Raw genomic sequence first — 14,488 nt, forward strand, 5'->3', positions numbered from 1 at the left:
CCTATGGTTAAAATAATTACCTGACGACCTTCTGTTTTAACAAAAGATTTGGAAAAACAATGTCTTTTCTGGAAATTTTCCTCGATCCAGCGGCTGTGGTGGCTCTGGTTACCCTGATTGTCATGGAAGTGGTTCTGGGGATCGATAACCTGATTTTCATTTCCATCCTGAGCAACAAACTGCCCGAACATCAACGGGAAAACGCCCGCCGCCTCGGGATCGCACTGGCGTTGATCCTGCGTCTTGGCTTACTGTCCCTGATTGCGGTGATTGTGTCTCTGACCCAGCCGGTCTTTACGGTTTTCGGGCAGGAATTTTCGTGGCGGGACCTGATCATGCTGGGCGGGGGCCTGTTCCTTGTCTGGAAGGCAACCACGGAAATTCACCATCATGTTGATGTGGACAGCGAAGATGAGAAAGAAGAAAAGCCGAAAGCGATCAGCTATGCCGGGGTGATTGTCCAGATCCTGCTGCTGGATGTGGTTTTCTCGCTGGACAGTATTATTACAGCGGTGGGGATGACCGATGAAATCCTGATCATGGTAACGGCGGTTGTGGTGGCCGTGGGGGCCATGATGCTGGCGGCGACGCCCTTGTCCAACTTCATTTCGGCCAATCCGACCATTGTCATGCTGGCGCTCGGGTTTTTGCTGATGATCGGCATGACCCTGATTGCCGAAGGTCTGGGCTTCCATGTTCCCAAGGGATATGTCTATGCGGCGATGGCCTTTTCCGCCTTTGTGGAAATGCTCAATATGTTCGCAAAAAGAGCCCGCCGAAAACGGCAGGCTCTAAAGACATAGGATCTAACCGAAAAGTGGTCCGGTTGACGGGATCGGTTACGGGCTTTCCGGCGACGGATTGATCAGTGACTGATCCGGCTCAATCGCGCCGGTAATCTTGGCAACGGACCCGTGAACCTTGACTTTGCGTTCCGCGATCAGTTTCAGGGCAAGGGGATAAATCCGGTGCTCCTGCTCCAGAATGCGGGCGGCCAGTGTGTCGGGGGTGTCGTTGCCATGAATGGGAACGGCGGCCTGTGCGATGATCGGGCCGTCATCCATTTCCGCCCGGACATAGTGAACCGTGCAGCCGGTAAAGCGGGCACCGGAATCAATGGCCCGTTCATGGACGTGCAGGCCCTTGAAGGCGGGCAGCAGGGACGGGTGGATGTTGACAATCCGGTCCCGCCAGCGATTGACAAATGTCGGGGTCAACAGGCGCATGAAACCGGCAAGGCAGATCAGGTCCACCTTCTTTTCCGTCAGGTATTTGGTGATTTCGTTGTCGAAATCTTCCCGTTCCTCGAAATCCCGGTGATTGATCACCTTGGTTTCGATATTGTGACGGGCCGCAAACTCAAGGCCCGCTGCATCCGGGTTGTTGGATACCACGGTGACAATCTCGGCCGGAAAGCCTTCCTGCTGGCAGGCCTGAACAAGGGCCTGCATGTTGGTGCCACGGGACGAAATGAGGACTGCTACTTTCACCGTGAAAACGCCTTTTCAAGGTTGTTGATCACAACTTGTTCCTGTCCGTCCTGACGCGCTGTCAGGCGACCGATCGTAAAGACGGTCTCCCCTTGCTCTGTCAGCAGGGCGCGGGCAGTCTCGGCATTTTCCGGGGCCACGGCCACAACCATGCCAAGGCCACAGTTGAAGGTGGTTGCCAGTTCGCGGGGCTGGATATTGCCAAGCTCGGCCAGCCAGCGGAACAGCGGCGGCAGGTCCCAGGCATCGGCGTCCAGTTCAGCCACCAGTGTTTTCGGCAGGATGCGCGGGATGTTTTCAAACAGCCCGCCGCCGGTGATGTGGGACAGGGCCTTGATATGCCCGGCGCGAATGCCGGCAAGGCAGCTTTTCACATAGATGCGTGTCGGGGCAATCAGGGCATCGCCCAGCTTGCGGCTTTCATCAAACGGGGCCGCTGCGTCCAGATCCATCTTGAAATCGGCGATCAGGCGGCGAACAAGGGAATAGCCGTTTGAATGAACCCCGGAGGAGGCCAGACCCAGCAGAACGTCGCCTTCGTTCAGGGTGTCCGCCTTCAGAAGCTGGTCCCGTTCCACGGCGCCAACGGTAAAGCCGGCCATGTCGTAATCGCCCTTGGCATACATGCCGGGCATTTCGGCGGTTTCGCCGCCAATCAGCGCGCAACCGGCCTGTTTGCAGCCCTCGGCGATACCGGCAACAATGTCGCGGGTTGCGTTCACGTCCAGCCCGCCGGTCGCAAAGTAATCAAGGAAGAACAGCGGTTCCGCGCCCTGCACCACAAGGTCGTTGACGCACATGGCAACCAGATCGATCCCCACGGTGTCGTGCTTGTTCATGTCGATGGCGACTTTCAGCTTGGTGCCGACGCCATCCGTTGCGGAAACCAGCAGGGGGTCCTTGAACCCGGCTGCCTTGGGGTCGAAAATGGCGCCAAACCCGCCAAGGTCGGCATCCGCACCCGGTCGCCGGGTCATGGCCGCCAAAGGCTTGATCGCATTGACAAGATCGTTCCCGGCTTCGATATCGACGCCGGCGTCCTTATAACTATAACTTTTCTTGGAGCTATCGGTATTCATATATATGCTGTATCCAGTTCCAGAGTCCCGAAGCGTCAACATACGGTTTTTCCAGTGGTTTGCAATGACTGATACACAACAAAATAGCTGTCTGCGCCTGACGATTGCTTTGATTAGCGGTCTGTTTCTCGCAATGTCCATAAAGCCGACCCTTGCGGCGCAAAACAACCTATACACAATTCGGGGAATTTCCGTTGACGTTACGGCAGGTTCTGCGTCCGAAGCCCGTTCGGTCGCCTTGCAACAGGGACAGAAACGGGCGTTTGAGGCCTTGCTGCGAAAGGTGACCCCGAAAAGTCACCATGACACCCTGCCATCCATCGCCGATTCTGAGATTACCGGCATGGTCGCTGGCATTCAGGTGGCCAACGAGAAAACCTCGGCCACCCGGTATCTGGCAGACCTGACCTTTGAATTTCGGCGGGAACAGGTGGTTCCGATCCTGAAATTGAACAGCCTTCCCTATTCAGAAACCATCAGCAAGCCGTTGATCGTACTGCCGGTCTTTAACAGCGAGGGCGGACGGAACCTGTGGGACGAGCCGAACCCGTGGCGGGATGAATGGTTGGCCGTCTTTGAAGGCGGCGAAAAGCCGGAAGGCAGCCTGCAGCGTCAGGATGACTGGGTCCAGACCCGGTTGCAGCCTGTTGTGGTCCCGGCCGGAACCCTTGAGGATATACAAGCTATCTCTGCTGAGCAGGCGGTTGCCCTTGATCCGGCAGCATTGGAAGAATTGCAGTCCTTTTATAACGCCAAGGGGGTGCTGGTGGCACTGGCCACCTTGACAGTCGATGGCGGCGTTCGGCGTCTGGATGTGTCCTATCAGCGAAGCGACGTGTTCACCACGGCGGTGATTGAAAGTTTCACTGGCGGGGACGAGGACCGGGACGTATTCCGGGCGGCCATTTTTGATGTGGTCGGCACCCTTCAGGAAGACTGGAAGGACCAGACGGTTCTGGATACCTCCATCGAGAACCGGATTGCCGTGTCCAGCCGGATTGAAAGCCTGAATGACTGGCTGGATATCCAGAGCCGGGCCCGCGAAATCCCTGCCATTCAGGAAATCATGGTGCGCGAGGTTTCTGTTGGTCAGGCCTTCTGGGAAATCTCCTTTGTCGGTCAGCTTGAACAGTTGCAGGGGGCGCTTGCGCAACGGGATCTGGTGCTGGAGAATATAAATGGTTTCTGGGCACTGGAAAAAAAGGCAAACTGACCTTATGACATTGCCCTTTGGTCTTGTTATCTGGAACTGATTGATTGTGAATATACCGAACAGTCTGACCCTTGCCCGAATTGTATCCGTTCCGGTGATCGTGTGGTTGATCCTGCGCGAGGAAATGCTGGTGGCGTTTATCCTGTTCGGGCTTGGCGGTATTTCCGATGCGCTTGACGGGTTGATTGCCAAGCATTTCAATCTGGTGACCAAGCTTGGCAAGTATCTGGACCCGTTGGCGGACAAGATCTTGTTGGTCTCCATCTATGTGACGCTGGGGGTGAAGGGCGATCTGGCCAGTTGGCTGGTGATCCTTGTGGTCAGCCGGGATGTGCTGATTGTGGGCGGGATCCTGTTTTCCATGCTGCTGGGCACCCGGATCACGATCCAGCCGGTCCGGATCAGCAAGATCAACACCTTTTTCCAGATTGTTCTGGCGGCCATGGTGTTGGGGTCCGCCGGTTTTGACGTAGACCTTGGGTTGCTACATGGTGTGACCGTGTATATCGTTGGCGTGACCACGGTTATGTCCGGATACAGCTATTTAAGCCAGTGGATACGGCAGGCAGGCTAGGGCCGGGCATTACCTAACGGATTTCAACGGGGTTTTATGACTCTTAAACAACATTTCAGATTCTGGGCCATTTTTGTCGTCCTGTTTGTCCTGTTCCTGCTGTTGCTGCGGGATATTCTGCTGCCGTTCATTCTGGGGATGGCGGTCGCCTATTTCCTTGATCCGGTGGCGGACAAACTGGAAGAAAAGGGCATGGGGCGAACGGCGGCGACCTCGCTGATTGTCGGGGTGTTCCTGATTGTCACCACGGTGGGGGTGATCCTGCTGGTGCCCGCGCTTGTGGACCAACTGATCGGGCTTCTGAAACTTCTGCCGGGCTATATTGTTGCCATCTATGACCTTGTCCGCCCCCTGATCGAGCGGGTGGTGGATATTCCGGCCCTGATGGAAAGCGAGGAGCTTAGAACCGCGATTACCGCCTATGCCGGGAATGCCATCAAGAATATCGCAGGCCTGTCCAACAACCTGCTCACAGGGGGGCTGGCCCTGCTGAACCTGATTTCGCTGATGGTTATCACGCCGGTTGTGGCGTTTTACCTGTTGCGAGACTGGGACCGGATTACGGCCAAGATCGATAGCTGGCTGCCCCGCAAGAACCTTGAACTGATCCGCCGTCTGGTTCGTCAGATCGATGATGTGCTGGCCGGTTTTGTGCGCGGCCAGTCGCTTGTCTGTCTGATTTTGGCGATTTTTTACGGGGTGTCCCTGCTGATCGTCGGGCTGGACTTCGGCCTTGTGATCGGTCTGGTCACGGGTCTGATTTCGTTCATTCCGTTTGTGGGCGCGATTGTCGGCTTTATTGCCTCGGTCGGGGTGGCCCTGTTTCAGTTCTGGCCGGATTTCATCCTGATCGGGGTGGTCGGTGCCATTTTTGCGGTCGGGCAAATTCTGGAAGGATATGTTCTGACGCCGAACCTGGTCGGTGACAAGGTGGGCCTGCATCCGGTCTGGATCATGTTCGGCCTGCTGGCGGGCGGGGCCCTGTTCGGCTTTATCGGCGTTCTGATCGCGGTGCCCGCAGCGGCGGTGATCGGGGTTCTCAGCCGGTTCGCCCTTGAACAGTATCTGGCCAGCCCCATTTACGACGCAGCCTCCCGGAGCGAGGAGACAAAAGAGTGATTGCCTCTCAAATTCCCATGGATTTCGATTTCCGGTCTGCGCTTGGCCGCGAGGATTTTCTGGTCGCACCGCCCAATCAGGAAGCGATTGCGTGGATTGACCGCTGGCCGGACTGGCCGGGGCCTTTTCTGCTGATACAGGGGCCGGGCGGTTCGGGGAAAACCCATCTTGCCCATGTGTGGCAGCAGCGTGCCGGGGCCCGTGTGGTCAATGCGGCATCGCTCGCCCATATGGGGATCGAGGCGCTGACCGATCTGATCCGCACCCCCATCGTGCTGGAGAATGTGGATGCCACCACGGATGAGGAAAAGCTGTTTCACCTCTATAATCTGGTGAAGGAAAACAGCGGCTTCATGATCCTGACCTCCCGCACCGGTCCGGCCCAGTGGGACCTTGGCCTGCCGGACCTGAAATCCCGCATGGGGGCCATCCAGATTGTCCGCATTACCGAACCGGACGACAGCCTGTTTGCGGCGGTTCTTCTGAAACTGTTTACCGATCGCCAGTTGTCCGTTTCCCCGGATGTGCTGCAATATCTGATTGCCCGGCTGGAACGGTCCTTTGGCGAGGCACAGCGGGTGGTTGCCGCCATTGATGAATTGTCGCTGGCGGAAAAACGGAAAATCACCATACCGCTTGTTCGCAACCTTTTGGGAACGGAGAAAGACTGACATGGAACTTGGACTGAAGGGCAGAACGGCCATCATATGTGCCGCCAGCAAGGGCCTTGGCCGCGCTTGCGCCGAGGCACTGGCCGCCGAGGGGGTCAATGTGGTGATCACGGCGCGGACCGAAGGACCGCTTCTGGAAACCGCCGATTTTATCCGCACCACTTACGGGGTTGATGTGACGGCCATTGCCGGGGATATCACCACCGAAGAAGGGCGCCGGGATGTGCTGGCCGCCTGTCCGAACCCGGATATTCTGGTCAATAACGCGGGCGGTCCGCCGCCGGGTGATTTCCGTGACTGGACCCTTGATGACTGGCACAAGGCACTGAATGCCAACATGCTGACCGCCATTGAACTGATCCGCCAGACCGTTGATGGCATGCAGGAACGAAAGTTCGGCCGCATCGTCAATATCACCTCGGCGGCGGTCAAGGCACCGATTGATATTCTGGGGCTGTCCAACGGGGCACGGGCCGGTCTGACCGGTTTTGTCGCGGGTATTTCACGGAAAACCGTGGCCCACAATGTGACCATCAATGGCCTGTTGCCGGGACCGTTCGAGACGGACCGCCTTAAATCCACATTGGAACCGGCTGCCCGGGCCAGTGGCCGGACCATCGAGGAGGTCGCCGCTGAGCGGGCCGCGATGAACCCGGCAAAACGGTTCGGCCGCCCGGAAGAATTTGGTGCCGCCTGTGCGTTTTTGTGCAGTGACAAGGCGGGCTTCATTACCGGGCAAAATATCCTGTTGGATGGCGGGGCGTTTCCGGGTACCCTTTGATAAAACAGATCGGGGAGGAATGTTCATGCGTGGGCTGTTCGGTATGGTTGCGGCCGTTTCACTGTTGACGGCGGGGCAGGGACTGGCCGCCGCAGACAAGCAGGACATTTCCGGGCTGTGGCAAACGGTCGGCGCGAAAAGCCATGTACGTATCGACAAATGCAGCGCCGATACCTATTGCGGCAAGATCGTCTGGCTGAAAGAACCGCTGAACGATGCGGGCACACCGGTCAAGGACATCCACAACCGCAATGGAACCCTGCGGGACCGCGACATTCTGGGCATCGATATCCTGTCCGGCCTTGAACAGGTCGGGGAGGGACGCTGGGATGACGGAAACATCTACAACCCCGAAGATGGCAATACCTACGGATCGGAACTCAGCCTCAATGAGGATGGCAGTCTGGCCGTAAAGGGCTGTGTCCTGTTTTTCTGCAAGGAACAGGTCTGGACGCGGGTGGAATAAAGGTATTTTTGCCGACCCTTGTAATAAAGTCGAGACATAACACCTGTATATGGAAGGGGGCGGATCGCCCGATTAATCCAGATGATGAGGTGCTGAATTGAGTTCTCCTTTGACAACAGAGGAACGTGTTTCAACGGAAGTTGTTGATTTTGATGATAATTCACGGTTCATCAATCGTGAGCTGTCGTGGCTGTCATTCAACTGGCGCGTTCTGGAGGAGGCCGAGAACAAGAATCACCCCTTGTTGGAGCGCCTGCGTTTCCTGTCGATTTCCGCGACCAATCTGGACGAGTTCTACATGGTGCGCGTGGCTGGTCTTTGGGGACAGATCAAGGCACAGGTCACCACCATGAGTGATGACGGCCTGACCCCGTCACAGGTGTTGGACCAGATTGACGAGAAGGCAAGCCGCCTGATCGCCAGCCAGCAGGCCATCTGGAAGGACCTTCTGGGGGAAATGCGCGAGGCGGGTATTGCGGTTGTCGATACGAAAGAACTGACCCGCGAGGATAAAAGCTGGCTTCGAACCTATTTCGAGGAACAGATTTTCCCGGTTCTCACCCCGATGGCCATTGATCCGTCACACCCGTTCCCGTTCATTCAGAACCTGGGTTTCGGGATGCTGTTGCAGTTCAAGGAAAAGAACAACATGGGCTCCCTTCGGGCCTTGTTGCCTTTCCCGTCGTCCTTGCGCCGGTTCATCCGCCTGCCGGGCGATGAAATCCGTTTCATCCGTATTGAAAACCTGATCACCCTGTTTCTGGACCAGCTTTTCCCCGGCTACAAGCTGGAGGAGATCGGCCTGTTCCGCCTGATCCGCGATAGTGATATCGAGATCGAGGAAGAGGCGGAGGATCTTGTGCGCCTGTTTGAAAGCGCCTTGAAGCGCCGCAAGCGCGGCAGCGTGATCCGCCTGAAGGTCAACAAGGGGATGTCGAAATCCATGGTGGCCTTCCTGACCGAAAATCTGGACATTGATGATCGGGCCATTCTAGTGGTGGACGGGATTATCGGGATTTCAACGGTCTCGCAACTGATTACCAATGAACGGCCGGATTTGTGTTTCGAGCCGGCAACCCCCCGCTATCCTGAGCGGGTGAAGGAGGCCGGGGGCGATGTGTTCACGGCCATCAGCCTGAAGGACTTCATCGTTCATCACCCGTATGAAAGTTTCGACGTTGTGGTGCAGTTCCTGCGTCAGGCGGCGGCCGACCCGGATGTGGTGGCGATCAAGCATACCCTGTACCGAACCTCGTCGGATTCCCCGGTGGTCAAGGCACTGGCCGAAGCCGCCGAAGCGGGTAAGTCCGTCACCGCCCTGATCGAATTGAAGGCCCGCTTTGACGAGGCCGCCAATATCAAGTGGGCGCGGGATCTGGAACGGGCCGGGGCGCAGGTGATCTATGGGTTCTTCGATTTGAAAACCCACGCCAAGGTGTCCCTTGTGGTGCGCCGTGAAGGTAACAACCTGAAAAGCTATATGCATTTCGGGACGGGGAACTATCACCCGGCGAACGCGCGGATCTATTCCGACCTGTCCCTGTTTACCGATGACAAGGATCTGGCCAAGGATGCGGCCCTGATGTTCAATTTCATCACCGGATACGCCAAGCCGGACGGCCTGAAAAAGCTGCGCCTGTCGCCCTATAACCTCAGTTCGTTCCTGCTGGAAATGATCGAGAAGGAAATCGAGTTCGCGAAAGCGGGCAAGCCAGCCTCGGTCTGGGCAAAGATGAATTCCCTTGTGGATCGCCAGATTATTGATGCGCTCTATCGAGCCAGTCAGGCGGGGGTGGATATCCGTCTGGTGGTGCGGGGTATCTGTTGCCTGCGTCCCGGCATTCCCGGCCTGTCCGAGAATATCCATGTGAAATCCATCGTCGGACGCTTTTTGGAACATTCGCGGATTGTCTGCTTTGGCAATGGCGCGGAAATGCCGTCGGACCGGGCCAAGGTCTATATTTCCTCGGCGGACTGGATGCCGCGCAATCTGCACCGGCGGGTGGAAACATTGGTCCCCATGACCAACGATACCGTGCGCCGTCAGGTGCTGGACCAGATCATGGTGGCCTGCCTGAAAGATACCCAGCAGACCTGGACACTGGGCCCGGATGGGGAATATACCCGCTATCCCGCCAGTGGGGATGGCTTCTCTGCCCATAACTATTTTTTGACAAATCCGTCTTTATCTGGACGTGGAAAAGCGCTAAAGGTGAACGGACCTGTGCCCAAGTTGATCCCGCCGGAATAGGGAAAGCCGGGCAGAAGCACTAACAGAGTAGGTATTCGTGCACAGAATTGTTGATAACCGCGATAGAAGTCTGGATCCGGGCGTCAAACCCCTGGACAAGTTGAGGGGCGTTATCGATATCGGGTCCAACTCGGTTCGTCTGGTGGTCTTCGACGGTCCCTCCCGGGTGCCCTTTCCCAAGTTCAACGAAAAGGTCCTTTGTGGACTGGGACGGGACTTGGGCAGTTCTCGCGTCTTGGGGGACGAAGCCATGGAGCAGGCGCTGACCGCGCTCCGACGTTATTCCGCCCTTGTGAATTCCATGGGGGTGGAACGTGTGATCGTCGCGGCAACCGCGGCGGTCCGGGAGGCGGATAACGGCGCCGAGTTCGTGGCCGAGGTGGAGCAGGAATGCGACTTGAATGTCCAGGTCCTGAGCGGGAAGCAGGAGGCCCGCTATGCCGGCCTTGGTGTGTTATCCGGAATGCCCTATGCCAATGGCATTGTCGGCGATCTGGGGGGTGGTAGCCTTGAACTGGTAAAAGTCGGCGACCACAAGGTTCTGAAAGCGGCCTCTCTGCCTTTGGGGGCCCTGCGTTTGTCCCGGATGGGAATGAGCGACGACCAGTTGAACGCCTATCTTCACAACCTGATGGAAGATGTGGACTGGCTGGAAGAGGTCAAAGGCAAGAATTTCTATGTTGTTGGCGGCGCGTGGCGCGCCCTTGCCCGGTATCATATCTCGAAATCCGGGCATCCTCTCAATATCATCCATAATTACAAGCTCACCTTGCCCCAGATGAAGGCGGTCATCGCCGAGGTCATCACCATGAGCGAGGACGAGTTGCGGGCGGTGCCGCTGGTGCCGAAATCCCGTGTGGCAACCATGAAAACGGCGGCCCTGATCATGGAACAGCTTTTTGAGCTGATCGAGCCGAAAGGCATTGTCTTCTCGTCCAACGGGTTGCGGGAAGGGCTGCTGTATTCCGAACTGAAGAAAAATGTCCGCACACGCGATCCCTTGCTGGAGGCTTGCCGCGACATGGCGGCACGGGAAGGGCGTTTTGCCGAACATGGGGAGGAAATCTTCCGCTGGCTTCTGCCGGTGTTCGCCCGTGTCGGTGAAAAAGGGCAGCGACTGGCGCTTGCCGCTTCAACCCTGTCGGATATTGCCTGGTCCATGAGCGCGGATTATCGCGCCGGTCAGGCCTTCCGCCGTATTTTCCGCGCCCCCTTCAGCGGGATCGGGCATAAGGGCCGGGCCATTGTGGCCTTGGCCGTCTATGCCCGCTATCAGGGCAATCTGGAGGGCCATGCCCTTGAGGATGGTCTGGCTCTGGTGAGCGAAGAAGACAAAAGACATGCCTTCAGTCTGGGGCTTGCGCTTCGGCTGGCCCACAGCCTGAGCGGCGGGGTGATGGGCATTCTGCCGCAGACCCGCCTGACGGTGACCGAGGATCGGCTGATCCTGTCCGTGCCGAGTGAGCTCTCTGTTCTTCTGGGGGTCCATGTGGACAGTCGTTTGCGCGCCCTTGCGGAAATTCAGGACAAGGTCTGCGCCATCGAAATCGTCGAGAACTGATTTTACCGGCCGCGGCATCAAGGCGCGGCCGGTAACAATTTCAGGTCGGGATCAGTCTGTTGGGCTGGACGTCAGTCCGTCAGGCTGATCACCTGAATTTTCCGGCCTTTTGCCGTAAAGGCGATTTTCCCTTCTTTCAGGGCGAGGGCATCCTTGCCAAAGATATCATGGCGCCAGCCGGACAGAACCGGGGTGTCCGGGTTGTCTTCTGCGGCAATTTTCTCAAGGTCCGATGTGCTGCAGACCAGTTTCTGGGCCACATCATTTTCCTCGCAGCGCTGTTTCAAAAGAACCCGCAGCAGGTCCATCAACGGGCCAATGCCTTTTGGATGATGAACCTTTAGCGGCACGGCGGGGCAGTCTTCTTCCGGCATGGCAAGGCCTTCCTCGATGGCGGCGAGCAGGCCAGCCCCCATTTTGCCGTCGGCGAATTTCTTGCCAATGCCCCGGACATGGGACAGTTTTTCGGCATTTTTCGGCGGGTTCGAGGCGATTTCCAGCAAGGCTTCGTCCCGCAGGACGCGGTTGCGGGGCAGGTCCTGCAAATGGGCCTGCCGTTCGCGCCATGCGGCGGTTGTTTTCAGGATGGCCAGAAAACGCGGCTTGTTGCTGCGGGCCTTGATCCGCTGCCACGCATTTTCCGGCGGTGTGAAATAGGTGTCCGGGGAGCGCAGGATTTCCATTTCCGAGGCCACCCAGCTTGCCCGTCCGGTTTTTTCCAGCTTGCCCTTCAGGAACTTGTACACCTCGCGCAGGTGCGTCACGTCGGCTTCTGCATATTTCAGTTGCCGTTCGGTCAGCGGGCGGCGGGACCAGTCCGTAAAGCGCGACGATTTGTCGATCCCCTTACCGGTAATCTTGGTGACAAGGGTGTCATAACCGACCGATTCCCCGAAACCGCAAACCATGGCCGCCACTTGCGTATCGAAAAGCGGGGTCGGGACCTCGCCCGTCATATGGTGGAAAATTTCCAGATCCTGACGGCCGGCATGGAACACCTTCATCACGTCGGGGTTCTGCAATAGTTCCAGCAGGGGGGCCAGATCGAAATCCTGGGCCAGCGGATCGATGATTGCCGACTCGTCCTCGCTGGCAATCTGAATCAGGCAGAGTTTCGGCCAGAAGGTGCTTTCCCGCAGAAACTCGGTATCGATGGTAACATACGGATGGTCGGACAGCCGCTTGCAAAGGTCTGTCAGGCTGTCGGTGGTCGTAATGATCTGCATGGGTGCGGGGTGCTTTTCTTTTGGGACGTATCGATTTATGGCACGATTATCGCGAGTTAGCCGGAAATATCCAATTTATTCCGAGATTAGTGCATTTTTAGATACAAAGGAAGGTTGGCGCGGGGGAAAAAAGATTGTAAGACAGGCGCTTTAGAAGCTTTGTCGATTTGGTGCGATCCAGTTTAGCGGTCATATCGGATCAGGCAAGGGCAGACAGTCCATCGAATACGCACAAGAGAGCCCCGATGCATAGTTATAGAACGCACACTTGCGCGGAACTGCGCGACAGTGACGTGGGAAAAACAGTTCGCCTTTCCGGTTGGGTCCACCGCAAGCGGGATCACGGTAACCTGCTGTTTATCGACCTGCGGGATCACTACGGGATCACACAATGTGTGATCGAGACAGATGTTCCGATCTTTGATCAGGTTGAATCCGTCCGGTCTGAAAGCGTGATCACCGTAACCGGTAAGGTTGTCGCCAGAAGCGAGGAAACGGTCAATCCGAACCTGCCGACCGGCCATATCGAAGTGGATATCGAGGATTTCACCCTGCAATCCGCCGCTGATGAGCTGCCCATGCCCGTATTCGGGGATCAGGAATATCCGGAAGATATTCGCCTGCGTCACCGGTATCTGGATCTGCGCCGCGAACGCCTGCACAACAACATCGTTCTGCGCTCACAGGTGATTGCCTCCCTGCGCCGCAAAATGCAGGATCAGGGCTTCATGGAATTCCAGACCCCGATCCTGACCGCATCTTCCCCGGAAGGCGCACGGGACTTTCTGGTTCCAAGCCGCATGCATCCGGGTAAATTCTATGCCCTGCCGCAGGCACCGCAGCAGTTCAAGCAGTTGGTGATGATGTCCGGCTTTGACCGGTATTTCCAGATTGCCCCTTGCTTCCGCGATGAAGATGCCCGCGCCGACCGTAGCCCGGGTGAATTCTATCAGCTGGATATCGAGATGGCCTTCGTCAATCAGGACGACGTGTTCAACGCGGTTGAGCCGGTCCTGACACAGGTCTTCCAGGAATTTGCCGGGGATCGCAAGGTGGAAACACCGTTCGTTCGGATCCCGTTTGATGAAGCCATGCTGAAATATGGCTCTGACAAGCCGGACCTGCGGAACCCGATTATTCTGGCCGACGTGACCGAGCCCTTCCGGGGATCAGGCTTTGGCCTGTTTGCCCGCGCCATTGAAGGCGGTTCTGTTGTCCGCGCTATCCCGGCACCGGGTGCCGGTTCCCGTGCCCGCAGCTTCTTCGACAAGATGAATGACTGGGCCCGCAAGGAAGGCGCTGGCGGACTGGGTTACATCATCTTCAAGGATGGGGAAGCCAAGGGTCCGATCGCCAAGAACCTGGATGAAGAGCGGATCGCAAAGATCAAGGAACTGGCCGGTGTTGAAGATGGCGATGGTATCTTCTTTGCCTGTGACAAGGAACTGGCCGCCGCTGAACTGGCTGGCAAGGCGCGTATTCTGGTCGGTAACGATCTGGATATCTGTGAAAAGGACGTGTTCAAGTTCTGCTGGGTGATTGACTTCCCCATGTATGAATATGACGAGAAAGAGAAGAAGATCGATTTCAGTCACAACCCGTTCTCCATGCCGCAAGGTGGTCTGGAAGCCTTGGAAACCATGGACCCGCTGGACATCAAGGGATACCAGTATGATATCGTTTGTAACGGTATCGAGCTGTCCTCCGGTGCCATTCGGAACCACCGCCCGGATATCATGATGAAGGCATTCGAGATTGCCGGTTATGATGCACAGGTGGTCGAGGATCGTTTCGGTGGCATGCTGAACGCGTTCCGCTACGGCGCACCGCCCCACGGTGGTATTGCACCGGGTGTTGACCGTATCGTGATGCTGCTGGCGGATGAGCCGAATATCCGCGAGGTGATCCTGTTCCCGATGAACCAGCAGGCACAGGACCTGATGATGCAGGCCCCGGCGGAAGTGCCGCTGAAGAACCTGCGTGAGTTGCATATCCGGTCCGTTCAGCCGGAACCGAAACCAGAAGGTTGATAAACCTGCAAGGATGATTGAAAAGCC

General features: G+C 57.0%; 13 protein-coding genes. 10 read left to right on the forward strand and 3 right to left on the reverse strand.

All coding sequences use genetic code 11. The features are described 5' to 3' along the window. Positions 1–59: 59 nt before the first annotated feature. Positions 60–803 (forward strand): TerC family protein, encoded by a 744-nt coding sequence (locus tag FQB27_RS11105; RefSeq protein ID WP_169561118.1) that lies wholly within the window; start codon positions 60–62, stop codon positions 801–803. 36 nt (positions 804–839) lie between these two features. Here FQB27_RS11105 and purN read toward each other — a convergent pair whose 3' ends face one another. Beyond that, a complete protein-coding gene (gene purN, locus FQB27_RS11110) occupies positions 840–1,490 on the reverse strand; it encodes a phosphoribosylglycinamide formyltransferase (protein WP_169561119.1) in 651 nt (216 codons plus the stop codon). Next, positions 1,487–2,569, reverse strand: a complete 1,083-nt coding sequence (gene purM, locus FQB27_RS11115; protein ID WP_169561120.1) for a phosphoribosylformylglycinamidine cyclo-ligase — start codon at positions 2,567–2,569, stop codon at positions 1,487–1,489. The genes purN and purM overlap by 4 nt, the downstream gene beginning before the upstream one ends. Before the next feature lie 133 nt (positions 2,570–2,702). Between purM and FQB27_RS11120 the strand changes: the two genes are divergently transcribed. The 8 genes from FQB27_RS11120 to FQB27_RS11155 all read left to right on the forward strand — a co-directional run bounded on the left by FQB27_RS11120 (position 2,703) and on the right by FQB27_RS11155 (position 11,205). Further along, entirely contained in the window at positions 2,703–3,782 is a 1,080-nt protein-coding gene (locus tag FQB27_RS11120) for a DUF2066 domain-containing protein (RefSeq protein WP_169561121.1), read from the forward strand. A gap of 46 nt (positions 3,783–3,828) precedes the next feature. After that, the gene (locus FQB27_RS11125; protein WP_169561122.1) at positions 3,829–4,356 is read left to right on the forward strand and encodes a CDP-alcohol phosphatidyltransferase family protein; all 528 of its coding nucleotides are present in this window, start codon (positions 3,829–3,831) and stop codon (positions 4,354–4,356) included. A gap of 36 nt (positions 4,357–4,392) precedes the next feature. Beyond that, positions 4,393–5,475, forward strand: a complete 1,083-nt coding sequence (locus FQB27_RS11130; RefSeq protein WP_169561123.1) for an AI-2E family transporter — start codon at positions 4,393–4,395, stop codon at positions 5,473–5,475. After that, a complete protein-coding gene (locus FQB27_RS16695; RefSeq protein WP_206374578.1) occupies positions 5,472–6,146 on the forward strand; it encodes an HdaA/DnaA family protein in 675 nt (224 codons plus the stop codon). Before FQB27_RS11130 ends, FQB27_RS16695 begins: the two co-directional genes overlap by 4 nt. A 1-nt stretch (position 6,147) precedes the next feature. Further along, a complete protein-coding gene (locus FQB27_RS11140; protein ID WP_169561124.1) occupies positions 6,148–6,927 on the forward strand; it encodes an SDR family oxidoreductase in 780 nt (259 codons plus the stop codon). A gap of 25 nt (positions 6,928–6,952) precedes the next feature. Further along, complete coding sequence (locus FQB27_RS11145; RefSeq protein WP_169561125.1) at positions 6,953–7,393, forward strand: DUF2147 domain-containing protein; 441 nt, start codon at positions 6,953–6,955, stop codon at positions 7,391–7,393. 97 nt (positions 7,394–7,490) lie between these two features. After that, positions 7,491–9,644, forward strand: a complete 2,154-nt coding sequence (locus FQB27_RS11150) for an RNA degradosome polyphosphate kinase (protein ID WP_206374580.1) — start codon at positions 7,491–7,493, stop codon at positions 9,642–9,644. Positions 9,645–9,681: 37 nt separating this feature from the next. Then, positions 9,682–11,205 carry a Ppx/GppA family phosphatase gene (locus tag FQB27_RS11155; protein WP_169561126.1) on the forward strand — a complete coding sequence of 508 codons (1,524 nt, stop codon included), beginning with the start codon at positions 9,682–9,684 and terminating at the stop codon, positions 11,203–11,205. A gap of 71 nt (positions 11,206–11,276) precedes the next feature. On the opposite strand, the gene rnd is transcribed toward FQB27_RS11155, so the two are convergent. Continuing rightward, a complete protein-coding gene (gene rnd, locus FQB27_RS11160) occupies positions 11,277–12,431 on the reverse strand; it encodes a ribonuclease D (RefSeq protein WP_169561127.1) in 1,155 nt (384 codons plus the stop codon). 245 nt (positions 12,432–12,676) lie between these two features. On the opposite strand from rnd, the gene aspS reads away from it, so the two are divergent. After that, the gene (gene aspS / locus FQB27_RS11165; protein ID WP_169561128.1) at positions 12,677–14,461 is read left to right on the forward strand and encodes an aspartate--tRNA ligase; all 1,785 of its coding nucleotides are present in this window, start codon (positions 12,677–12,679) and stop codon (positions 14,459–14,461) included. Positions 14,462–14,488: the final 27 nt, after the last annotated feature.

It is taken from the genome of Sneathiella chinensis (assembly GCF_012720115.1).
Taxonomy (GTDB): Bacteria; Pseudomonadota; Alphaproteobacteria; order Sneathiellales; family Sneathiellaceae; genus Sneathiella; species Sneathiella chinensis.

Bases quoted from the DNA above. Each gene is read 5' to 3' on its own strand.
- FQB27_RS11105 (WP_169561118.1), top strand. From the start codon at position 60: ATGTCTTTTCTGGAAATTTTCCTCGATCCAGCGGCTGTGGTGGCTCTG.
- purM (WP_169561120.1), bottom strand. From the start codon at position 2,569: ATGAATACCGATAGCTCCAAGAAAAGTTATAGTTATAAGGACGCCGGC.
- FQB27_RS11120 (WP_169561121.1), top strand. From the start codon at position 2,703: ATGTCCATAAAGCCGACCCTTGCGGCGCAAAACAACCTATACACAATT.
- FQB27_RS11130 (WP_169561123.1), top strand. From the start codon at position 4,393: ATGACTCTTAAACAACATTTCAGATTCTGGGCCATTTTTGTCGTCCTG.
- FQB27_RS11140 (WP_169561124.1), top strand. From the start codon at position 6,148: ATGGAACTTGGACTGAAGGGCAGAACGGCCATCATATGTGCCGCCAGC.
- FQB27_RS11145 (WP_169561125.1), top strand. From the start codon at position 6,953: ATGCGTGGGCTGTTCGGTATGGTTGCGGCCGTTTCACTGTTGACGGCG.
- rnd (WP_169561127.1), bottom strand. From the start codon at position 12,431: ATGCAGATCATTACGACCACCGACAGCCTGACAGACCTTTGCAAGCGG.
- aspS (WP_169561128.1), top strand. From the start codon at position 12,677: ATGCATAGTTATAGAACGCACACTTGCGCGGAACTGCGCGACAGTGAC.